The 21,571-nt window shown below is 39.9% G+C and carries 20 protein-coding genes; 11 read left to right on the top strand and 9 right to left on the bottom strand.

The features are described from left to right. Positions 1-323 precede the first annotated feature (323 nt). The 3 genes from FNZ24_RS17395 (at position 324) to FNZ24_RS17385 (ending at position 8,061) form a co-directional block, all read left to right on the top strand. Positions 324-3,485: a TonB-dependent receptor gene (locus FNZ24_RS17395; RefSeq protein WP_153916106.1), complete on the top strand. Its 3,162-nt coding sequence runs from the start codon at positions 324-326 to the stop codon at positions 3,483-3,485. A gap of 750 nt (positions 3,486-4,235) precedes the next feature. Further along, positions 4,236-7,400: a TonB-dependent receptor gene (locus tag FNZ24_RS17390; protein ID WP_153916105.1), complete on the top strand. Its 3,165-nt coding sequence runs from the start codon at positions 4,236-4,238 to the stop codon at positions 7,398-7,400. 190 nt (positions 7,401-7,590) lie between these two features. Beyond that, positions 7,591-8,061 carry a GNAT family N-acetyltransferase gene (locus FNZ24_RS17385; protein ID WP_153916104.1) on the top strand — a complete coding sequence of 157 codons (471 nt, stop codon included), beginning with the start codon at positions 7,591-7,593 and terminating at the stop codon, positions 8,059-8,061. A 79-nt stretch (positions 8,062-8,140) separates the two neighbouring features. Here the strand turns inward: FNZ24_RS17385 and FNZ24_RS17380 are convergent, their stop codons facing one another. Next, positions 8,141-8,401: a hypothetical protein gene (locus FNZ24_RS17380; RefSeq protein ID WP_153916103.1), complete on the bottom strand. Its 261-nt coding sequence runs from the start codon at positions 8,399-8,401 to the stop codon at positions 8,141-8,143. 161 nt (positions 8,402-8,562) lie between these two features. On the opposite strand from FNZ24_RS17380, the gene FNZ24_RS17375 reads away from it, so the two are divergent. Continuing rightward, a complete protein-coding gene (locus FNZ24_RS17375) occupies positions 8,563-9,441 on the top strand; it encodes a radical SAM protein (protein ID WP_153916102.1) in 879 nt (292 codons plus the stop codon). A 58-nt stretch (positions 9,442-9,499) separates the two neighbouring features. On the opposite strand, the gene FNZ24_RS17370 is transcribed toward FNZ24_RS17375, so the two are convergent. Continuing rightward, positions 9,500-10,213 (bottom strand): DUF3313 family protein, encoded by a 714-nt coding sequence (locus FNZ24_RS17370; protein WP_153916101.1) that lies wholly within the window; start codon positions 10,211-10,213, stop codon positions 9,500-9,502. Positions 10,214-10,459: 246 nt separating this feature from the next. On the opposite strand from FNZ24_RS17370, the gene FNZ24_RS17365 reads away from it, so the two are divergent. After that, a complete protein-coding gene (locus FNZ24_RS17365; RefSeq protein ID WP_194945090.1) occupies positions 10,460-10,915 on the top strand; it encodes a GNAT family N-acetyltransferase in 456 nt (151 codons plus the stop codon). A gap of 34 nt (positions 10,916-10,949) precedes the next feature. On the opposite strand, the gene FNZ24_RS17360 is transcribed toward FNZ24_RS17365, so the two are convergent. The 3 genes from FNZ24_RS17360 to FNZ24_RS17350 all read right to left on the bottom strand — a co-directional run bounded on the left by FNZ24_RS17360 (position 10,950) and on the right by FNZ24_RS17350 (position 12,727). Continuing rightward, on the bottom strand, positions 10,950-11,153 hold the full coding sequence (locus tag FNZ24_RS17360) for a helix-turn-helix transcriptional regulator (protein WP_153916099.1): 204 nt from the start codon (positions 11,151-11,153) through the stop codon (positions 10,950-10,952). Then, the gene (locus FNZ24_RS17355) at positions 11,150-11,566 is read right to left on the bottom strand and encodes a hypothetical protein (protein ID WP_153916098.1); all 417 of its coding nucleotides are present in this window, start codon (positions 11,564-11,566) and stop codon (positions 11,150-11,152) included. The genes FNZ24_RS17360 and FNZ24_RS17355 overlap by 4 nt, the downstream gene beginning before the upstream one ends. 321 nt (positions 11,567-11,887) lie before the next feature. Further along, complete coding sequence (locus FNZ24_RS17350) at positions 11,888-12,727, bottom strand: mechanosensitive ion channel family protein (protein WP_153916097.1); 840 nt, start codon at positions 12,725-12,727, stop codon at positions 11,888-11,890. 281 nt (positions 12,728-13,008) lie between these two features. Between FNZ24_RS17350 and FNZ24_RS17345 the strand changes: the two genes are divergently transcribed. After that, the gene (locus FNZ24_RS17345; RefSeq protein WP_153916096.1) at positions 13,009-13,473 is read left to right on the top strand and encodes a hypothetical protein; all 465 of its coding nucleotides are present in this window, start codon (positions 13,009-13,011) and stop codon (positions 13,471-13,473) included. Between the two features lie 123 nt (positions 13,474-13,596). Here the strand turns inward: FNZ24_RS17345 and FNZ24_RS17340 are convergent, their stop codons facing one another. After that, a complete protein-coding gene (locus FNZ24_RS17340) occupies positions 13,597-13,806 on the bottom strand; it encodes a YdcH family protein (RefSeq protein WP_153916095.1) in 210 nt (69 codons plus the stop codon). Positions 13,807-14,111: 305 nt separating this feature from the next. Between FNZ24_RS17340 and udp the strand changes: the two genes are divergently transcribed. The 5 genes from udp to FNZ24_RS17315 all read left to right on the top strand — a co-directional run bounded on the left by udp (position 14,112) and on the right by FNZ24_RS17315 (position 19,095). Then, positions 14,112-14,870: a uridine phosphorylase gene (udp, locus tag FNZ24_RS17335; protein WP_153916094.1), complete on the top strand. Its 759-nt coding sequence runs from the start codon at positions 14,112-14,114 to the stop codon at positions 14,868-14,870. A gap of 303 nt (positions 14,871-15,173) precedes the next feature. After that, positions 15,174-15,644 carry an NfeD family protein gene (locus FNZ24_RS17330; protein WP_153916093.1) on the top strand — a complete coding sequence of 157 codons (471 nt, stop codon included), beginning with the start codon at positions 15,174-15,176 and terminating at the stop codon, positions 15,642-15,644. A gap of 192 nt (positions 15,645-15,836) precedes the next feature. Next, on the top strand, positions 15,837-16,772 hold the full coding sequence (locus FNZ24_RS17325) for an SPFH domain-containing protein (RefSeq protein WP_153916092.1): 936 nt from the start codon (positions 15,837-15,839) through the stop codon (positions 16,770-16,772). Beyond that, positions 16,772-17,710 carry an SPFH domain-containing protein gene (locus tag FNZ24_RS17320; protein WP_153916091.1) on the top strand — a complete coding sequence of 313 codons (939 nt, stop codon included), beginning with the start codon at positions 16,772-16,774 and terminating at the stop codon, positions 17,708-17,710. The genes FNZ24_RS17325 and FNZ24_RS17320 overlap by 1 nt, the downstream gene beginning before the upstream one ends. A gap of 200 nt (positions 17,711-17,910) precedes the next feature. Further along, positions 17,911-19,095, top strand: coding sequence for a glycosyltransferase (locus tag FNZ24_RS17315; RefSeq protein WP_153916090.1), 1,185 nt, complete (start codon positions 17,911-17,913; stop codon positions 19,093-19,095). A 349-nt stretch (positions 19,096-19,444) separates the two neighbouring features. On the opposite strand, the gene FNZ24_RS17310 is transcribed toward FNZ24_RS17315, so the two are convergent. The 3 genes from FNZ24_RS17310 to FNZ24_RS21760 all read right to left on the bottom strand — a co-directional run bounded on the left by FNZ24_RS17310 (position 19,445) and on the right by FNZ24_RS21760 (position 20,775). Beyond that, positions 19,445-19,837: a hypothetical protein gene (locus FNZ24_RS17310; RefSeq protein ID WP_153916089.1), complete on the bottom strand. Its 393-nt coding sequence runs from the start codon at positions 19,835-19,837 to the stop codon at positions 19,445-19,447. 98 nt (positions 19,838-19,935) lie between these two features. Further along, complete coding sequence (locus FNZ24_RS17305; protein ID WP_153916088.1) at positions 19,936-20,178, bottom strand: hypothetical protein; 243 nt, start codon at positions 20,176-20,178, stop codon at positions 19,936-19,938. A 30-nt stretch (positions 20,179-20,208) separates the two neighbouring features. Then, positions 20,209-20,775, bottom strand: a complete 567-nt coding sequence (locus FNZ24_RS21760; protein WP_228768535.1) for a low molecular weight protein tyrosine phosphatase family protein — start codon at positions 20,773-20,775, stop codon at positions 20,209-20,211. Positions 20,776-21,571 lie beyond the last annotated feature (796 nt).

Here is a 21,571-nt window from a genome sequence, read left to right as displayed (position 1 = left end):
TCCTTTGTCGATTCAGCCACTTTGACTCTTCGCGTGATGTGATCAAACCGATGGATTTGAAAATTTTTATAGTATCTTTTTTTTATTAATTTTTTGTGACAACACAGGCTCCAGCCCAATAGCTGTAAGGGTTTGGTTAAAAGTGTGAAACAAAGATGACATGATTACTGTGATAGTTGTTAGAAAATAGTTTAATAATGACATGATTTTGAAACAAATTGGTTATAAAATCCGCCCTGAAGTTTTTACTCTACAGCTTCATATTAAAAGCTAGATTAACTAGTAAACAAATTAAAATATAAAAATATTTCAGGGGTCTGAAAATGTTAAACAATAAAATCAGTCGCTTAGCGCTAGCGACTTGCTTTGCTATGGGTGTTTCTCTACCAGCCATGGCTGCAGATACTGCATCAAACATCCGAGGCCAGATTGTTGGTCCTCAAGGAAATGCTGTAACAGATGCAACAATCACCATCATCCATGAACCAACAGGTACTGTAACAGAGGTGTCAGTAGGCGCTGATGGTCTGTTCGCTGCTCGTGGTTTACGTGTTGGTGGTCCATACATCATCAAAGTAGATTCAGATGAATTTGCGGATGATTTAGAACAAGATTTATATCTAAATGTTGGTGAAACCTTACGCTATAACCGTACATTACAATCAGCAGCTGATATGGAACGTATCGGTGTTGTAGGTAATGCTAACTACTTCCGCAGTGCAGGTGGTAATAGTGACTTCGGTGCTAAAGATATCGCAAATGCTCCTGGCATTAACCGTGATTTAAAAGATGTCTTACGTCAAAACCCAATGGCAGTAGTAGGGACTGATGGCGTTTCAATGAGTGTTGCGGGTATTAACCCACGTTTTAACACATTCGTTGTTGATGGTGTTTCTCAAAACGATGATTTCGGTCTTAACTCAAATGGTTACCCAACTCAGCGTTCACCAATCTCAATTGACGCGGTTGAAAGTGTTGCATTAAACACGTCTCCTTTCTCTGCTCGTTCTGGTGGTTTCTCTGGCGCACAGGTTAACGTAGTCACTAAATCAGGTACTAATGAATTAGAAGGTACCGTTTTTTGGGAAACGACTAACGACAGCATGGCTGGCGACGGTAAAGACCAAGAAACAGGCGATAAATTAGAGCAAGACTTTGAAGAAACTACTTTTGGTGGCACGGTTGGTTTCCCACTGATTAAAGACACTTTATTCTTCTTTGGTTCATATGAAAACTACGATGCGCCACAAGCTGCAGAGTGGGGCCCAGCTGGTGCAGGTTTTGCTAATGATTCACGTGTTACTTCAGCAGAAATGGACCAAATTAACAGCATTGCTAATAGTGTTTATGGCCTAGATAACCTAGGTACTTACAGTGCTACTCCACAAGAAAAAGATGAAAAAATCTTAGCTAAATTAGATTGGAACATTAATGACGAACACCGTGCTTCTTTTACTTACCAGAGCACTGTGGGTAACCAAACTAATAAAGTATCTGATGATGAATCTTCATTAAATTTATCAAGCTACTGGTACGATAAAGAAGAAGAGTTAGAATCATACGCAGCGACTGTATACAGTGACTGGACTGATTCATTTACTACAGAAATCAAAGTTGCTTATAAAGATACGACAAGTAATTCTAACCCAGTTGAAAACATCGGTATTGGCCAAGTCAATGTTCGTACTGAAAATGGCGATGTTAACTTCGGTACTGAACGCTCACGTCAGTCAAATGAATTAAACAACCAAAACTTAGAGTTACGTTTTGTTGGTGATTATTACTTAGATGAGCATAATATTGGCTTTGGTTTCCAGTACAATAGCATTGAAGTATTTAACTTATTCGCTCAAGACACTATGGGTTCTTGGGATTTCGATTCAATTGCTGATTTTGAAAATGGTATCGTTGACCGTTTCCGTTATCAAAATGCTGAATCAGGCAATGCTAATGATGTTGCAGCTAGCTTCAACATGGATACGTTAGCACTGTTCGTTGAAGATACTTGGGAAATCAATTCAGATTTAGAAATGACATACGGTATTCGCTACGAAACCATCAGCATGTCAGATTCTCCAGCATTAAACCAAAACTTCGTTGATCGTTATGGCTTTGCTAATAATGGCACAATGGACGGCAAAGACATTTTCTTACCACGTGTTGGCTTAACTTACGTTCTATCTGATGATGTGACTATTCGTGGTGGCGTTGGCCGTTACAGTGGTGGTTACCCAACAGTTTGGATGTCTAACAGCTTCTCAAACGATGGTAACAGCTTATTAAGCTACAACGATGGTTGGAATGACGCTTGGGGAACACCTGACTTTGGTGATGTACCAAGTGGCGCACAAGATGGTTTAGTGGGCGGAGATGGTAACACTAACTCATTAGATCCTAACTTTGAGCTTCCTTCAGATTGGCGTGCAAGCATCGGTTTTGACAGTACTTGGGACTTCGGTGCCTTAGGTCAAGATTGGTTCTTCGGTGGTGAGTTCTTATACATTCAAAAAGAAAATGATGTTGCTTGGGTTGATTTGGCTCGTCGCGAATTAAAAACTGACTCAACAGGCCGTGTGATTTATGAAACATGGGATCCATTAGCTAACAATGGTGCTGGTGGAAACACTGAACGTTACGATCTAATGCTAACTAATGCAGAAGAAGACGGTAAGAGCCAAACGTTAAGTTTCAGCTTACAGAAAAACTGGGACATGGGTCTTAACATGCGTCTAGGTTACGCATTTAACTCAGTAGATGAAGGTAACCAAGGTTCATCTTCAACTGCAACGTCTAACTACCAATACACTTCTGTGGGTGCAGATCGTAACGGAACGACTATTGGTCCTGGTTACTATGAAACACCACATCGTTTCACTGCAAGCCTAGGCTATGATGTTGAATTCATCGCAGGTTATAACTCTAGCTTCAACATGTTCTATGAAGCACGCGAAGGTCGCCCAATGACTTGGGTACTAGGTTCGCATAATGACCGTGGTTTCGGTGACCAAGGTTCATTTGCTTACTCAGATTCTTACCTTCCATACATCCCAACAGGTGCAGACGATGCCAATGTTGAGTATGCAGGCGGTTTAACCTATGAAGAGTTTAAAGCAGCGATTGATGAAATTGGTTTAGGTAAATATGCTGGTGGTATCGCAGGTAAAGGTTCTGATAACCAACCTTGGGTTCACCAGTTAGATTTCCGTTTCACTCAAGAATTACCTGGTTTCCTAGAAGACCATAAAGGTATCTTATACTTTGACGTGAAAAACGTGCTTAACCTAATGAATGATGATTGGGGTGTTGTTGAGTATCAATCATTTGGTAGCAAAATCTTAGTTGACCATAACTACAACCCAGATACGGGTGTTTACACTTATTCTGTACCTTATGGTCAAGATGGTATCGAAACAGCTAACCAAAATACTTATGACATCAATAAGTCAGCTTGGCAGTTAAAAGTAGGTGTTAAATACAAGTTCTAAATTGAGCTAATTTAACCAATAAAATACCGAGCTTAGGCTCGGTATTTTTTTGCCTATCAATCAATGTTGTTAAAGGTTAGTGGGTTAGTTGTTTTTTATTTGTTTATTTTTTAAGGTTTATTTGTTTGTTGTTTGAGGGGTGTTTGTTTGTTTTTTTGAAGTGTAAAAATACTTTTTAACCGCATTAATCTGCTTTTTGTTGCCTCATTTTTTTAAGAAATCATACTCATCTCACAAGATTAATATTAGTTAACCTAGGCCTCATCAGGCTTTTAGCCACATGCCGTTATCTCAGTGATGGTAAATTCGTTATGTTAATGAACTCTTTGTAAATAGATGTTCTTTTCTATTGATGCGTTTTGCTACAAATATGCAATGGCACTGAAATATATGCTCAATAGCATCCGCCCTGAAGTTTTCACTCTACAGCTTCAAATAAAGCTAGAACAATTAGGGCCTGTTGATCTTTCAAGGTTGTTTTTGCAGCGAATTGTTGGCCATTTATACAAGGCAGAGACTTTGTGGTGTAGTTATTCTACATAAAAAGTCGATAACACAGTAAAAATGGCCAATAAACGCTGCCCAAAGGGTTCGACTAAAAGCGTTTTACTCTTTGTTGGATGAATTTTGCTTAGATGACTAGGCATCAACTCATCCGCCTCGATTAAAACGCTTTTATTTCGAACAAAACTTAACCAGCAAAGAACAACAGGCCCTAGCTAAATTATAAAAATTTTCAGGGGTCAGATAATGTTTAACCATAAAATTAGTCGCTTAGCGCTAGCGACTTGCTTTGCTTTAGGTGTCGTATCTTTACCAGCTACAGCATCGCAAACTGCATCAAATATTCGAGGTCACATTGTTGGCCCAATGGGTAATGCAGTTACCGATGCAATGATTACTATTATTCATGAACCAACAGGTACAGTAACAGAAGTGCCTGTTGGCTCTGACGGTCAGTTCTCTGCCCGTGGTTTACGTGTTGGTGGACCCTATATCATTAAAGTAGGTTCTGATGAATTTGCTGATGATGTTGAGCAAGGTTTATTTTTAAATGTAGGCGAAACGTTACGCTTTAACCGCGAATTAAAATCTGCAGCTGATATCGAGCGTATTGGTGTTGTAGGCAGCGCCAATCACTTCCAAAGCGCGGGAGGCAACAGTGAGTTTAGCGCTAACGATATTGCTAATGCCCCGGGTATTAGCCGTGACTTAAAAGATGTATTACGTCAAAACCCAATGGCAGTAGTGGGTAACGATGGTATTTCAATGAGCGTTGCGGGTATTAACCCACGCTTTAATACCTTTGTTGTCGACGGTGTATCACAAAACGATGATTTTGGTCTTAACTCTAACGGCTACCCAACTCAGCGTTCACCAATTTCGATTGATGCAGTTGAAAGTGTGGCATTAAACACCTCACCATTTACTGCCCGAAGTGGTGGCTTTTCAGGTGCGCAAGTTAATGCAGTAACTAAGTCAGGTACCAACGAACTTTCAGGCACCATGTTTTGGGAAACCACCAATGACAGCATGGCGGGTGACGGTACACATCAAGTCACAGGTGAAGCGCTTAAGCAAGATTTTGAAGAGACGACTTTCGGTGGCACGATTGGCTTTCCTCTGATTAAAGATAAGTTATTTTTCTTTGGTTCGTATGAGAACTTTGATGCGCCACAAGCTGCAGAGTGGGGCCCAGCTGGTGCTGGTTTCCCGAATGACTCTAACGTGACTATGGATGAACTAAAGCTAATTAATGAAATTGCTAATGACGTTTATGGTCTTAGTAATATTGGTGGTTACAATTCAACGCCACAAGAAAAAGATGAAAAAATCTTAGCTAAGTTAGATTGGAACATCAATGATGACCACCGTGCATCATTAACCTATCAAAAAACGGTTGGTAATATGACTAACCGTGTATCTGACACAGCTAGCAGCTTAAACTTATCAAGCTACTGGTATGATAAAGAAGAAGATTTTGAGTCGTATGCGGCAATTGTTTACAGCGACTGGAGTCATGACTTTACCACTGAATTTAAAGTTGCATACAAAGACACAGTAAGTAGCTCAAACCCTGTAGATAACTTAGGTATAGGCCAAGTTGGTATTAAAACTGACAACGGCTATGTCAATTTTGGTACTGAGCGTTCGCGTCAGTCAAATGAGTTGGATAACCAAAACTTAGAAGTGCGTTTTGTCGGTGATTACTACCTTGATGAGCATAAAATTGGTTTCGGTTTCCAATACAACAGCGTTGACGTATTTAACTTGTTCGCTCAAGACACCATGGGTTCTTGGGACTTTGATTCAATTGAAGATTTCAGAAATGGTGTAGTAGATCGCTTCCGTTATCAAAATGCGTTATCGGGCAACCCTGATGATGTTGCTGCTCAGTTCAATATGGAAACCTTAGCACTATTCCTAGAAGATACTTGGGATATTAGCTATGACTTAGAAATGACCTTTGGTATGCGTTACGAAAGGATCATGATGTCAGACTCGCCAGAGCTAAATGATAACTTCGTTGAACGTTACGGCTTCGGTAATAACGGCACTATGGATGGCCTAGATATTTGGTTACCTCGTGTTGGTTTAACTTACGTATTAAGTGATGATGTGACACTGCGTGGTGGTGTTGGTCGCTATAGCGGTGGTTATCCAACGGTTTGGATGTCTAATAGCTTCTCAAATGACGGAAATCGCTTACTGAGCTACAACGATGGTTGGAATGATGCTTGGGGAACACCTGACTTTGGTAATGTACCAGGTGGTGCACAAGGTGGCTTAGTTGGCGGAGACGGTAACGTTAATGCATTAGATCCAAACTTTGAGTTACCTTCAGATTGGCGTGTGAGCGTTGGTTTTGACAGTACTTGGGACTTTGGTGCATTAGGTCAAGATTGGTTCTTTGGTGGTGAGTTCTTATATATCCAAAAAGAGAATGATGTAGCTTGGGTTGATTTATCACGCCGTAAAGTTAAAACCGATGATACAGGTCGCGTGGTGTATGAAACTTGGGACCCATTGGCAAACAACGGCTTAGGTGGACATACTCAGCGTTCTGACTTAATGCTAACCAATGCAGAAGAAGACGGTTCAAGCAAGACGTTAAGTTTTTCTCTAGCTAAAAATTGGGATTCAGGCGTTAACATGCGTTTAGGTTATGCCTATAACCAAGTGGATGAAGGCAACCAAGGTTCGTCATCTACAGCCGGTTCAAACTATCAGTATCCAATTGTTGGCGCAGATCGTAACGGCACCACGATGGGACCAGGTTACTATGAAACCCCACATCGTTTCACTATGAGCCTAGGTTATGATACTGAGTTGTTTGCCGGATATAATTCTAGCTTTAATATGTTCTATGAAGCGCGCCAAGGTAATCCAATGAGCTGGGTGCTAGGTTCTTATCAGGACTACGGTCTTGGCGACCAAAGCATGTATGGAAACTCTAACGCTTACCTACCGTACATTCCAACAGGAGCAGATGATGCCAATGTTGAATATGCTGGTGGCTTAACTTATGAAGAGTTCAAAAAGGCCATTGATGAGTTAGGATTAGGTAAATATGCAGGTGGATTAGTTGATAAAGGTACCCACAATCAACCTTGGGTTCATCAATTAGACTTCCGCTTCACTCAAGAGCTACCTGGTTTTACCCAAAAGCATAAAGGTATGCTGTACTTCGATGTTAAGAACGTACTGAACTTACTTAACGACGATTGGGGTAAAGTGGAATACCAAAGTTATGGCAACAAAGTGTTAGTGGATCATAGCTATAATGCTGAAACTGGTGTTTATACTTACTCGACTCCATTTGGTCAAGATGGCTTAGATACCACAACTCATAACACTTATGATATCAACCAGTCTGCATGGCAGATTAAAGTTGGTGTGAAGTACATGTTCTAATAGAGCTGTATATATCGATAAAATACCGAGCAAATGCTCGGTATTTTTTTGCCTAAATTGACTCGGCTCTGTCGATTTTTGATATTCAAACAAGCTTGAAAGATCAACAGGCCCTAGGGTTTACGTTTATTAATCGAGAAGTTTATTCGTGCTAGACTGCTAAAAATAGCAGAGAGCAGAGCGTCAAACAATGTCGTTATTAGATTCAATACAGTGGAAATTGTTAAGCTTTAATCAGCTAAGTCTTGATGAGCTTTACGATGTATTAAAGCTGCGGGTAGATGTGTTTGTTGTTGAGCAAAACTGCCCTTATCCAGAGCTTGATAACAAAGATAGGTTAGCCGATGTTAAACATCTTTTAGGGCTCAATTCACAGGGTGAACTTATTGCTTATACAAGAATATTACCCGCTGGAGTGAGTTACCCTGAAGCGAGTATTGGCCGAGTGCTCATTGCCGAGCAAGGTCGTGGTAAAGGGATTGCTCATGCGTTAATGCAGCGTTCAATCGATGTCGTGAAAGAGTTGTGGCCACAGCAAAATATTCAAATTGGCGCTCAGCAACATTTGAGTGATTTTTATCAGCAGCAGGGGTTTACTGTTAATTCTGAGATGTATTTAGAAGATGGGATCCCGCACATTGATATGCTGCTTAATTTGTAGAAATTTGATCTAGCAAGTTAGCCATAAAAAAGAGTGCCAAGGCACTCTTTTTTATGGCTAACTGTTTATTTAAGTATGATTAAGATTGAGATTCATCTCGTAGTTTTATCTCGGGACGCAGATTGAGCTCGCCTTCAAAATCAATTGTCGCCAACTCTTTTTGTTGGGCAATGATTGCCAGAGGGCCTTCTGGCATCATTCTAACGAAAAGCAATCGGTAACCAAATCGGTTGAGATCGTACAGCGACATTTTTTGATCTGCTGTCATGAGTTCCCAATGTTGTTCCTGATCGAGAGCTTCGCCTCTACGTTCACTGAGTGCATATGCGACTTGATTCATAATCAATTAGCCTGAATAATTATTTAGTTAACAAAACGACTATAAACAACCAATACGAGCAATTCAAACGTTTTGGCTCAAAAAATAGAATAAAAAACAATCGTTACGCTCGTTATTTGTACAGCGCATATCTAAAACAGCGCCTTAAAAAAGGGAAAAGTGTGATTAATTATATTGAACCCGTCTTTCGACCTCCATCAGAATGGAAGTCGCTAATCCTTCAGGTTACCAATGGTTGTAGCTGGAATCAGTGCAGTTTTTGCGACATGTACACCCAAGAACAAAAAAAGTTTAGAGCCCATAAAGTCGATAAAATTGAGCAAGATATTCTTGCCGCAGCTGCTTCAGGTCATCCTATTAGCAGAGTATTTTTAGCTGACGGTGATGCAATGACATTGCCCTTTAAACGCCTTAAAGAAATTTGTCAGTTGATCAATACCCACCTGCCATCAGTGACGCGTATAAGCAGTTATTGCCTACCGCGTAACTTAACCAATAAATCAGTAGAGCAGCTGGCAGAACTACGAGAAATGGGGTTGTCGCTACTTTATGTTGGTTGTGAAAGCGGCGATAACGAAGTGCTAAGTCGCATTGAAAAAGGCGAAGATTACGATTCATCTTTAGTGGCATTACAAAAGATCAAACAAGCAGGCATGAAGTCATCGGTAATGATATTGATGGGGCTTGGGGGCACGCAATTATCTCTGCAACATGCTAAAGCTTCAGCCAAATTAATGAACGCTGCCCAGCCAGAATACTTATCTACATTAGTGGTGACGCTGCCATTAGGCACAGAAAGAATGGACAGTGTATTTGATGGTAAATTTGAGTTGCCTGATCAATTAGGTCTGCTCACTGAAATGCAGACCTTACTGTCAAACCTAGAGTTAGATAAAACAATTTTCCGCTCAGATCATGCATCTAATTATTTGGTATTAAAAGGTGTGTTAGGCAAAGACAAGTCTCAGTTATTAACTCGAGTCAATCAGGCTATTCAAGGCATGGTTCCACTAAGACAAGAGTGGCAACGAGGCTTATAAAATCGTATTTAAGGCATGCACTTTGGCTGAACTGCTACCAAAGTGCATTGCAACGGGATTAATCTTTTGGCTCTGCAGCAGCGGTCATTAATGCATTTTTAAAGTCGTTCATCCAACGACGATACACTGTTTTCACATCACCCCAGTTAAATACTTGGGTATTTTGTCGCCATTGATCAAACCCAATAGCGCGATCTGCTGCTTTAGCTAATACCTCTCCGGTTTGTGCATCTTTAAGTACCGCTAGCAACACCATAGAGCCAGAGTTTTGAGTGTAGGTTTTACCCATAGAGTTGAAACTTCTACGAGAGCTTTCAACTGGCGCACTTAACCTAATATCAGTGACTGCGGTTTCAATGACTAAGGTGTTTGGCCCTTTATCTGTCACTAACTCAAAAGGTTGCTCGCTATTAAAGACATCCGCAACGGTTTGCGAAAATTGCAGCGCCATTTTATCCAATGATTCTTGAGGTAAGTCGTAGGTGGCATTTAACCCATCACTTTGCCTATCAATTCTCGGCGAGCGATAATCTGCTGGATGATCATTGGTGACTTTTGTCGGTTCAAAATAAAGTTTACTGTACTGCTGCCAATTAACATTGGGTCTTACATATGAAAGCGCGAGCTTAGAATTATCGACTTTAACTAAGCCATCTTTAGTGGTTTCAGCATCAGGGCCTTGTTGCAATGTTGCAGGTCCTGAGGCACAACCAATAAGGCTGAACAAAATACTGGTCACTAGAATAGCTGGGTAACACTGACGGTTGCGCATATGATTAATCCCTTAAATTATACTGTTAGTAAATATGGCAGCTTAATCAAAAGAGTCAACACATCGTCAATCAAAGAGTTAGTCCTTGATAAGCTGCGATATAAAGGTAAATTGTTTTTGTACTTTGAAGTACGCTGATTCAGAGTCATTGCAGCTGGAGCGGTATAGTAAGAGTTTTAGCAAGGGCAATAAGTAAGGGCATTATTAAAGGCATTAGTAAGGGGAGAAATGAAAGGCATGGCAAATATGGATATTAGACTCGACGACCTCACAGGCGATGACGTAGCTAAGTTATTGAGTGAGCATTTACAAGATATGTATGCGACTTCACCTGCCGACAGTGTACATGCATTAGATTTATCTAAGCTGCGCCAACCTCATATCGACTTTTGGACTATTTGGGAAAACAACCAACTAGCGGGTTGTGGTGCGATTAATCGATATTCAGTAGAAGATGTTGAAATAAAATCGATGCGAGTATCGAGTGCATTTCGCCGCCGTGGCGTTGCAGCTACTTTATTGACCTTTATGCTCAATGAGGCTAAAGCTAGTGGCGCTAAAACAGTTAACTTAGAAACCGGCTCAATGGACTTCTTTATCCCTGCAAGAACGCTATATGCTCGCCATGGTTTTACTGAGTGCGGTCCCTTTTCAGATTATAAAGCAGACGCTAATAGTGTATTTATGACATTGAGTTTATAAGCGAAATAAACGCACCATTAGCGGGTTTTATTATTCAAGGTACGGCCTCTTCATCTTGGAAAATATCTTCAATAGTGAGCTTAAACAATCTTGCTGCTTTAAAGGCTAGAGGCAAACTTGGATCGAATTTACCTTTTTCGATCGCATTAACCGTTTGCCGAGAAACATTTAATAAGTCAGCCAGTTGCGCTTGAGTTAAATTGTGCTCTGCCCGTAGTACTTTTAATCTGTTATTCATCGGTACTTCCTATTACCCAATAAAATGCCGACCGAGTAGGTTAAACTCATGACGATGATAAGATGAGAAATTTCTGCATGAGCGTTGATTATCCCTGTTGTGGATAAGGTTGAGTAACTAATACCAACAATCAACCCGACTCCAAGGCTTAGCGCCATGGCGTTTAACTGAATTTTCTGTTGTAGCTCATCAAGAGAAGCGAGGTGTTGTTTATTGGCCCAGATCATGCCGATACCCACCAAGAAATTCCCTCCAATTGCAGCCACCGTGATGATGTCATTCTCAGGCCACAGAAAGAAAGGCCCAAAAGTTGTTATCGCGAGCGTTATCACCCATGCAGCAGTCCATTTAGCTAATCGTATCGTATTGACACTGTTGCACTTCTTCCAATCATTATCCATTGAATCATTCATAGGTCACCCCGTTATCCATTTAGAAGTAAAATTAAACTTAACTTGTCTTTATGTAAAGTAAGCTTGACTTAAATATGTGCTTTAATTATTTCAATGTCAAGTTTTAGCGACATTTTATCAAGTTATTACGACAAAACAAGAGGCGATAGAGGGAGTGATTTGGCTTTTTTGAAAGGGCTTAGAGCGACTAAGGTGCTAATATATAAGCTGTTAAAGTGGTAATCTCTAGGCTATTAAGTAACCTATAAATTGATTAATCACTCAGCGAGTTATCAGTATCATTCGCTGAGTGAGTCGTGTGGTTTAACAACTGAAAGTGAATTAATGCTGTAGATGTATCTCTCTCACCGGGCAAGGAATGGTAATACTAGCGGTTCTTAATGCGCTAAAAATAGCTAAATTACTTTGATACTTATCTTCATAATAACTTTTAGTCGGTACCCAATAGCGCACACCAATTTCCATGCCTATGCTATTAAAGTCATTAATGCCGACCTGTGGCGGACGAGAAGAGTTCACTTTTTCTTGAGATGACAATGCGTCTGTAATCAGCCTAGTAACAAGCTGCGGATCGGTTTCATAATCAATATTGAACTTGGTTTCGACCAACTTGTATTCTTGAGAGTTATGTAAGATTTCGCCCACAATGTGTTTATTAGGAATATGAATTAACTCACCTTCTTCATTGGTAAGGATCGTGAGTCCTAGTTGAATTTTTTGTACGACGCCTGAAGCGCCTTGGATCTCGATGGTGTTACCAATAACAAAGGGACGAGTCACAATAATCGTCACGCCTGCTGCGTAGTTCGCCAGCATGCCTTGTAAAGCTAAACCTGCCCCTAATGAAGCGGCACCAATAGCTGCGACCATTGGGGTCACACTGATCCCGAGTTTGCCTAAGCAAATAATCGACACCATGACGATGATGGTAATTCTGACAAGGTTAGAGACAAAGTTACCTAAAGTGACATCAATATTATGTTTTTCAAATTGATTGGTCACCACATCGGACATTTTGTTCGCTATCCAAATACCAATGAGCAATATGATCACGGCACCAATTATTTGGAAGCTGTACTGAACAATAAACTCTGTCAGCATCTCATAAACATTTTGCAGTTGTGCTATTTCTTGGTCTAAGCCAGCTGGGGTCTCATTCATAATGATGGTCTTTTTTGTTGGATGAACAAACAGATAATGACTGATTATAGTGTTGTAATAAAGTGTTGTCTCGGGCAGATATTTAACGTTTTTAGTTAATTGGATACTTAAAATCTGCATTTAAACTATTTCATTAATCTAATGAATGTAAATACGTGAGGTGCTTCAAGTTTTTTATGCTAGTTAATAGGGAGTAAATGTCATTGCGGTATAGTGCATTGCACCCTCTATTTAAAGATTTTTCAATAAAAGCTTTAAACCCCTACATCAGGAATAACAACATGAAAGCCATATTATTTGTAGTAAGTTTATTTTTTATGACGACGGCACAAGCCAATGTGTTTGCTGTGAATGATAAAATTGAACCTGTCACTCTAGAAGATCAATTTGAACAACCATTGGTTGTGAATGAGCAAACTCAGGTTGTACTGTTTAGCCGTGGCATGAAAGGTGGTGAATTCATCCAAGAAGCCTTAGAGGCAATTCCAGCAGAGAAAAAGCCTGAAAACTTGGCTTATATTGCTGATATCAGCGGCATGCCTTCACTCATTGCTCGCTTTGTTGCAATCCCAAAAATGAAAGATTTACCTTTTTCAATGGGTCTTGATCGTGAAGGTGAAGTGACCGCTTCTTGGCCTGCAGAAAAAGATATGGCAACGGTTATTGTGTTAGATAAATTTACCGTAGTCAGCATTGAGAACTTTGACTCAAGTGACGCTATTGTTGAAGCAATCAGTAAGAAGTAATTCAACTCATAAAGGCGACTTAATCTAGCCTAAAACTAAAGGACGCCTATGCGTCCTTTTTTGTTGTCTGCGTTTACAAGATTCATTCGTAAATGCTTACAGTGAATCAGTGAAGTTTACCGCTTACTGCTTTTTCAGCATGGTATAAATCTCTTCTTTTAAATGTAGCTTCTTTGATTTCATAACTTTAAGTTCAGGAGTCGTGTCACTACTATAGTGTTTTTCGTGGTGCTTAATTTGTTCATCTAACTGATTGTGCTCATCAAAAATCTTTGAAAAATGTGCATTTGATGTTTTTAATTTACTGATTAAATCGCGGTACTCTGGAAACATAGAACAACTCCTTTTTTCTAGTGATACCTTAAAACTACGCCTAGTTTGGCAAGAGGAACGTGACTAAGATCAACTATTGCTTGATTGGGTAAAATTGGCCTGAATGAACTAAAATTAGCTATTATTTTTTAGGTGGTTTATGGTGCGCTAAATTAGCGATTAATGATTACGTTTGTAAATTTGTCACAGCAATCGTTTTATAAATATCAAGCTTTATGTGATCGAGTTAACCTTAACTGAGGGAATAGTGGGTTAAAGTCGACACAATTAGGATTTTATATTCAATAATGAAAGGGGTTTTCAACATGGCCGACGTATTTCACTTAGGTTTAACCAAGCAAATGCTTGATGGCGCAACCATGGCAATTGTGCCTGGCGATCCAGAGCGAGTTAAGCGTATTGCTGAATTAATGGACAACGCGACGTTTTTAGCAAGTCACCGTGAATATACCAGTTATCTTGCTTATATTGATGGTAAAGCGGTAGTGGTTTGTTCAACAGGCATTGGTGGTCCATCAACTTCAATCGCAGTAGAAGAGTTAGCTCAATTAGGCGTAACCACTTTCTTACGTGTTGGTACAACCGGTGCTATTCAACCACAAGTTAATGTTGGCGATGTGATTGTTACACAAGCCTCGGTTCGTTTAGATGGCGCAAGTTTACATTTTGCTCCTCTAGAGTTCCCAGCAGCAGCTGACTTTAATTGTACAACCGCTATGGTTGCAGCGTGTCGTGACTACGGTTTAGAGCCTCATGTGGGTATTACCGCTTCTTCAGATACTTTCTACCCAGGACAAGAACGTTACGATACCGTATCTGGTCGAGTGACTAGCCGTTTTGTTGGCTCTATGAAAGAGTGGCAATCAATGGGCGTATTGAACTACGAAATGGAATCAGCGACCTTATTCACTATGTGTGCATCGCAAGGCTGGCGAGCTGCGTGTGTTGCAGGTGTGATTGTGAATCGTACTCAGCAAGAGATCCCTGATGAAGCAATGATGAAGAAAACCGAAGTCAGTGCAATTACCATTGTGGTTGATGCGGCTCGTAAATTATTAGCTTAATTTTTAATAAGTTTATTCAGTTAACTTATTGTAATTAAAGGCGCTTAGGCGCCTTTTTTGTTGCTTTATTTTAGGCCATTATGAAACAAGTTTAATGTAAACGAACCTTTCTTAAAGGCTAATGTGATTGCAATTTCATCGTTTTACTGTATTGTTGACATATTATGTCGTTAGTTAAATGGCATTCCAATTGTTATCAAGTCTATCTAAATTCGGGGTCATAAACAGGTTTCCACAAACAGGAAACATACCTGGGTTCAATAGCTTAAAGGATTTAATGATAACGTTTTTACAGGGGGGTATATGGAGTTTTCAAATACAACCAGCATTTGGTTAATTGTTGGTCTTGTCTTAATGATCGCGGAAATTATCATTCCCGGCGGTGTCGTTATCCTACTGGGCGCTGCCTGCGTTATTGTTGCTGCAGCATTATTTGCAGGCATTGTTGATGGAGCGACGCAAAGCTTCACCTTATGGTTTATCACTTCAATTGTGTTGTTACTGAGTTTTCGTCATATCACCCAAAGAATGATTGGTGGCGATGCGCATGTTGATAATACCGATGAAGAAATGGATTTATATAATCAAGTTGTCACGGTAAAAGCGGATATTGGCCCAGGTGAGCAAGAAGGCCGAGTCACATTCTCTGGTACTGAATGGCCTGCGTTAGGCGATGGCACTGAGATAAAATCTGGGAGCAAAGTACGGATTATTTGCCGTGAGAACATTGCCCTTATTGTTGAGCCTTATGTAGAAACCGAAGCACCAAGTTAGGCCTTTCGTCCGTTATAAGCGTTTTTAGCGCTATTCACGCTACTAATGCGATTAACACAAAAAAAGGTTATCCAATAAAACGTGATTGAGTTTGCGTGTTCAATGAACGTATCAAATCAAAATTATCGACATCATTACTGACAGTTAGCTGGCTAATGATGTGCAAGATTATTTTCAAAAGGAAGGGGAAGTATGTTTGAACTAACCATAGCTTTTTTAATTATCGGGTTTATTTTATATAAACTGATGTTGATTGTCCCGATGCGCGAGGTCAATGTGATTGAGCGATTAGGCAAATTTAGAACCGTATTAAAACCTGGGTTTCATTTTCTTGTGCCATTCGTTGATCGCGTTGCTTATCGCCATGATACCCGCGAAGAAGTATTAGATGTGCCACCACAAAGCTGTATCTCAAAAGATAACACCCAGTTGGAAGTGGATGGTTTAGTGTACTTAAAAGTCATGGATGGCAAGTTAGCCAGCTATGGTATCGAAAACTACCGCCGCGCTGCAGTTAATCTTGCGCAAACCACCATGCGTTCTGAAATCGGTAAGTTAACCTTATCGCAAACCTTTTCAGAGCGTGACAGCTTGAATGAATCCATTGTTCGCGAAATTGATATCGCTTCTGATCCTTGGGGGATTAAAGTACTGCGTTATGAGATCAAAAACATCACCCCTTCAATCCATGTTATTCATACCCTTGAAAAACAAATGGAAGCAGAGCGTCGTAAGCGTGCTGAAATTACCTTAGCTAACGCTGAAAAAGACGCAATGATTAACATCTCACAAGGTGAGCGCCAAGAAGCAATTAACTTGTCAGAAGGCCAAAAGCAAAAGCGGATTAATGAAGCGGTAGGTTCAGGGCAACAAATCACCATTATTGCCAAAGCAAAATCAGAAGGTATGGATATGGTTTGTACCGCGCTGGCTAATGAAGGTGGTAATGATGCGATGAACATGATGCTTAAAGAACAGTTTATTAGCCAAGTGGGTAATATCCTTTCTGAATCTCAAGTGTCGATTGTGCCTGCTGAAATGGCCAAGCTTGAAGGTTTTTTTGAAGGGATGGAGCAAGTCACCCATGCAGTCGCTAAACCATCTTCAGCCACAAAAGGAGCACGATAATGTTAAACGGAATTGATACTGATTTCATCGTGATGATTATTTGGGGCGCAATCTTTTTAGTATTTGTGCTGAAATTATTCCAATCTATACGTTTAGTACCGACTAAGTCAGCTTACATTGTTGAGCGCTTAGGTAAGTACCACAACACCTTAGACGCTGGTTTTCATGCCTTAGTGCCATTCATTGATAAAGTGGCCTATATTCATGACTTAAAAGAAGAAACCATTGATGTACCGCCGCAGGAATGTTTCTCAAGTGATGAAGTGAATGTTGAAGTGGATGGGGTGATTTATATCTCAGTGGTCGACCCTGTCAAAGCAAGTTATGGGATTACTGACTATCGTTACGCGGCGATTCAATTAGCCCAAACTACCACACGTTCAGTGATTGGTACGCTTGATTTAGACCGCACCTTTGAAGAGCGTGATATTATTTCTGCCAAGGTTGTTGAAGTACTTGATGAAGCGGGTGCGATTTGGGGAATTCGAGTTCATCGTTATGAAATCAAGAATATTACCCCACCTGAAACGGTTAAAAATGCCATGGAAATGCAGGTAAACGCTGAACGTGAGCGCCGTGCATTACTGGCTCAAAGTGAAGGTGATAAGCAAAGTAAAATTAACCGCTCTGAAGGTGTTATGGCTGAAACCATTAACCGCTCAGAAGGTGAAATGCAGCGTATTATCAATGAAGCTGAAGGTAAAGCGGAAGAGATTTTAACGCTGGCAAAAGCGACTGCTGAATCCATCGAACAATTAGCGGTTGTGATATCAAAACCAGGCGGTCAAAGTGCACTACGCTTACAATTAGGTGAGCAGTACTTTAAACAGCTTGAAGGATTAAGCGATGCCGAAAACCGTGTGGTGTTACCTGCTAATTTAATCCATTTTGATCAATGGATGAATACTATGGGTCTTGAAGACGAATTCAAGAAATAGCAGCGCCATAACTGTGTAAATGAATACTGAATAAAGGCTAGCATGATTGCTAGCTTTTTTATTGGCTGTTTACCCATGCAAACTTTGCCAGTTGATGAAGATAAGGTTATGTTTATCTTAGTGAAACAATTTTTAACTCTCACAACTGAATCTTTAGTTTCCATTATTCAGTGATACGAATTTGTATACCAAGGAGCTAAGTGAAGCCTAAATCCTTGTCTCAAAGCCAGTGTCAGTCGCTGCCACAAGTATTGCATTGTGTTGACGACCCAAACATGGGCGGCGTTAATTTTGCGCTGCAGAGTTTGTGTGGCTCTGAGCTGCAAAACGACTTTAGGTTCGACATTCAATACGTGGACTTCTCCAAGGCGGTGATATTAAACACCACAGCCGACATTATCTGCCTTCATGGCGCATCAAATTGGCGTAATTTAGTTAATATTGCACGTTTTAAATTACGCCATCCTAAGGCTAAATTTGTCCTGCAAGAACATCATTACAGCGAGCAGTTTGTGGTTCAGCAAATAAAGTCGCCAACTCGCTTTTATTGGATGTTAAAACTCAATTATTGGTTGATGGATAGCATCATTGCCATTGCACCATCACAACAAAAATGGATGTTGGATAATAAGCTAGCCAATCCTGACAAAGTCGCGTTATTAGGACAAGGACGAGATTTAACCGCATTCAAGACTAGCAATAATATGCCGCTGCAAAAAAGTGATAATACTATTCCTGTCATCGCCGCTTACGGCCGCTTTCATCGTCAAAAAGGCTTTGATCTACTAATTAACGCCATGCAGTTGGTAAAGCAGCCTTGTCGATTGATATTAGCGGGAGAAGGAGAGCAAGAGGCCCAGCTAAAGGCGCTAGCAGCAAAGGTAACTAATGTTGAATTTGTCGGTAAAGTTGATGATGTACCCAGCTTTTTACAAGCCTGCGATGCGGTGATTATCCCCTCAAGGTGGGAACCCTTTGGGCTGATATTTATCGAATCATTAGCAATGAATAAACCGATTATTTCAAGCCAAGTGGACGGCTTAGGGGATCAAATTAACCAACACTCAACGCTTCATTCGATGAACGGTGGTCATCAATCTGGGATTACCCCAATTGCAGAGCCTATTTCTGCTGATTCGATAACAGATGCTATTGACCTGTTCTTGTCGCAATTTTTGTCCCAATTATCGTCGCAATCTGGGGTATCAAGTTCATTTGATAGTAATCAAGTCACTACTGATACTGATGACTCAAGTGTTGAGCCAAATTCAGATTTTAGTACAGGTTCTAATACAAGCTATATCAATCAATGGAAAACTCAGCAATGGCAAGAACTACAACAAGCATGGAAAAGCTTGTTTAAGCAATTGTTGGCAGATAAGTAGGGGGTATTTTAGGAAGGTTACAGTAGGAAATAGAGCCTTAAAAGCTAACAGCTTTTATCTTTTAAGCGACTTGTTATTTACCGAACGCCAACGCCCGCACTTTGCAACTATGATACAACTTTTACCGTAAATTTCGTCAGCGTATACGCCTGCTTTAGCAAGAGATTTATCTAAAAGAGGCTTATCAATATCCAATTCTATTTCGTTAATACATAGCTCAATAGCCTTGGGGGAATAACAAAATAAACATACTGAAATAAGTACTAAAAGTTGAATTCTATGCATAGCTCCCTTAGGCATTTAACGCCGACTTAGACGCTGAATTGGAGTTGTTTTATCAAACAATTTTTTACAGTACGGCTTCTTTATTGATGCCTCGAAAAGACTTACCTAAATAAAATGCAGCTAAAACAGTGATTACATCAATAGGGAAATTAATCATCCACATAGGAGAAATAAATAACTCTCCTAGTAGTAATAAAGTCATCGTTAAACTTAGTAATGAACAAGTTGAAAAAGATAACACTAAGTGAAGGATTGTTCGGTTAACCTGTTGTTTAGCATAGATGGTTAAAATGAAAATACTTAAGAGCGCAGATGGTAGTTTTTGATAAATAAGTAGTTCATTTAAAGATTTAGATGAATAATAATCTACTCCCCAAAGTACTGATAGCAGTGTACTTAATCCTGTTTGAGCTATAACAAGAATAAAGCAATATTTTATAATTCGAATCCAATTCATAGCTATCCTTGCCACATATCGTCTGTTAATTAGGTTCATCACAGTAAGCAAGTAAATTAACTCTTTTAGTCCTCGCTTAATATCCTGTTAGCTGGTTTCTAGTTTACTGAATTTTTGCTAGCAATTTTAATTTTGAGTTCGCCAACGGTTTTAATAAAAGGTCGAATTGAACACATACCAGCAGCAATAAGACCCATTGAGCCATAATTTAATGGCAAACCGACCCCTTGTGACATGATGTTGTAACCAACCAAATATCCAATGTTATAAACTGCACCAATAATGACAAAGGGCAGAATAAGTAAGAATGCCCAAAAACGAATTTCTGACAATGAATTCATAACTAATCCTTTAGATTTATACTTTTGCAGCTAATGCCCAATTAACGGGCTAATACTTAGGTAGCTGCCCACTGTTTGTTGCATAATCTCTACCAACTCACTACCCATATATTGATAATCATCAGGAATATCTAATACTTGAATATCTTTATAATTTAGTAGCCTCGTAAATTCAGCTTTAAGCCTGTTTTTATGCTTTTCTTCCATAACAAAAATCACGTCTGCCCATTGAATATCTTTGACGTTTACTGTTCTTTTAGCTTTAGGGCTCGTACCAGCTGATCTAACGTTTAGTTCGGGGTGGTTCTTCCAAACTTGCTCTCCAGTAGGACTACGCCATTGATTACGACTACATATGAAGAGGATTTTTTTCACATTACTGTCCTCAATTGGCATTTCATCATCTAATTTTTGTCTCAATGTAATTGGAGGGTAATCAATCCCTAATTGTTTAGCTCGTTTTAATTTTTTCGAGCGAATGTACATGAGCTTCCAGTTTTTCTCTGGAGTAAATTGCTTCTCAATATGTCCATCTTCTTTGAGTTTTTTACATTCTTCCTTTGCCTGTCTCCAAGCTTTATTTCTGTCGTTATCCATAATTCTCATCAATTTATCGGGTTCAGCAGCCGCAATAATACGGTGAGATTTGGTGCGGAGCTTAAAGCCCTTAACAGCTTATTGAACGGCTCGCCTGATAAAGCCGACGGCTTAAGTTATTGATTAATATCATCCTACATTTTTTATCTGATTGATATAAACACTAATTTATTTTTACAGCTTAAAATTAAACGGGCTTTCTTGATAAAGGTGGCTGCAAAATAATGATTATTTTTTAAATTGTTAATTATCATAGCGTTAGTTACCTTATTTCCATTGTCTAGCTATGTTTGGAGTAGCTCAAAGTCGTGGCGCTTCGCCCACACCAGAGCAAGAGGGGAAACAGCAGCAATCCCCCTCTTGCATCACCCTTGCCGCTCCCACGAAATAATCTGAAAAACGATTATTTCAATGGAGAATCATCCAGCTTTAAACTTCATTTGTGCCTACTTCGGCAAGCTACAAAATCACTAACGCTTTCGATGGGGCGTCCCTTCCCCTCGAAAGCTAGCTGAAATCTTAAGTGCAGGATGCACTAAATGCCTTGAAGCACATGGATGTGCGAGAAAGGCCCTGTCTGGACTCACGTAATTTTCTTGCTTACCTCAATTCAAATTGAACATTCCTAGTTTTCAAAACACTCTATGTTTTTTTGCTAAACAAATGAATCTTCGGGCTCAATAGACTCCGTTGGAAGTGTCCGAATGCGTTGAGCGAATTTGCTATCGCCTCAGATTCGCCATCCCTGGCTCAACTGAGGCTATGTCGGCGTCCTGCCTCCATCACGCAAATTAGC

It is taken from the genome of Shewanella sp. TC10, assembly GCF_009663145.1.
In the GTDB taxonomy this organism is placed as follows: Bacteria; Pseudomonadota; Gammaproteobacteria; order Enterobacterales; family Shewanellaceae; genus Shewanella.
The sequence above is the reverse complement of the archived record's forward strand: the minus strand, read 5'-3'. Positions and strand labels throughout refer to the sequence as shown.

What these genes read in the sequence shown, in the direction of transcription:
- FNZ24_RS17340 (WP_153916095.1), bottom strand. Translation starts at nt 13,806, where the DNA reads ATGTTTCCAGAGTACCGCGATTTAATCAGTAAATTAAAAACATCAAAT.
- FNZ24_RS17310 (WP_153916089.1), bottom strand. Translation starts at nt 19,837, where the DNA reads ATGAATTGGATTCGAATTATAAAATATTGCTTTATTCTTGTTATAGCT.
- FNZ24_RS17390 (WP_153916105.1), top strand. Translation starts at nt 4,236, where the DNA reads ATGTTTAACCATAAAATTAGTCGCTTAGCGCTAGCGACTTGCTTTGCT.
- FNZ24_RS17395 (WP_153916106.1), top strand. Translation starts at nt 324, where the DNA reads ATGTTAAACAATAAAATCAGTCGCTTAGCGCTAGCGACTTGCTTTGCT.
- FNZ24_RS17380 (WP_153916103.1), bottom strand. Translation starts at nt 8,401, where the DNA reads ATGAATCAAGTCGCATATGCACTCAGTGAACGTAGAGGCGAAGCTCTC.
- FNZ24_RS17365 (WP_194945090.1), top strand. Translation starts at nt 10,460, where the DNA reads ATGGATATTAGACTCGACGACCTCACAGGCGATGACGTAGCTAAGTTA.
- FNZ24_RS17305 (WP_153916088.1), bottom strand. Translation starts at nt 20,178, where the DNA reads ATGAATTCATTGTCAGAAATTCGTTTTTGGGCATTCTTACTTATTCTG.
- FNZ24_RS17330 (WP_153916093.1), top strand. Translation starts at nt 15,174, where the DNA reads ATGGAGTTTTCAAATACAACCAGCATTTGGTTAATTGTTGGTCTTGTC.
- FNZ24_RS17325 (WP_153916092.1), top strand. Translation starts at nt 15,837, where the DNA reads ATGTTTGAACTAACCATAGCTTTTTTAATTATCGGGTTTATTTTATAT.
- udp (WP_153916094.1), top strand. Translation starts at nt 14,112, where the DNA reads ATGGCCGACGTATTTCACTTAGGTTTAACCAAGCAAATGCTTGATGGC.
- FNZ24_RS17350 (WP_153916097.1), bottom strand. Translation starts at nt 12,727, where the DNA reads ATGAATGAGACCCCAGCTGGCTTAGACCAAGAAATAGCACAACTGCAA.
- FNZ24_RS17355 (WP_153916098.1), bottom strand. Translation starts at nt 11,566, where the DNA reads ATGAATGATTCAATGGATAATGATTGGAAGAAGTGCAACAGTGTCAAT.
- FNZ24_RS17320 (WP_153916091.1), top strand. Translation starts at nt 16,772, where the DNA reads ATGTTAAACGGAATTGATACTGATTTCATCGTGATGATTATTTGGGGC.
- FNZ24_RS21760 (WP_228768535.1), bottom strand. Translation starts at nt 20,775, where the DNA reads ATGGATAACGACAGAAATAAAGCTTGGAGACAGGCAAAGGAAGAATGT.
- FNZ24_RS17385 (WP_153916104.1), top strand. Translation starts at nt 7,591, where the DNA reads ATGTCGTTATTAGATTCAATACAGTGGAAATTGTTAAGCTTTAATCAG.
- FNZ24_RS17370 (WP_153916101.1), bottom strand. Translation starts at nt 10,213, where the DNA reads ATGCGCAACCGTCAGTGTTACCCAGCTATTCTAGTGACCAGTATTTTG.
- FNZ24_RS17360 (WP_153916099.1), bottom strand. Translation starts at nt 11,153, where the DNA reads ATGAATAACAGATTAAAAGTACTACGGGCAGAGCACAATTTAACTCAA.
- FNZ24_RS17345 (WP_153916096.1), top strand. Translation starts at nt 13,009, where the DNA reads ATGAAAGCCATATTATTTGTAGTAAGTTTATTTTTTATGACGACGGCA.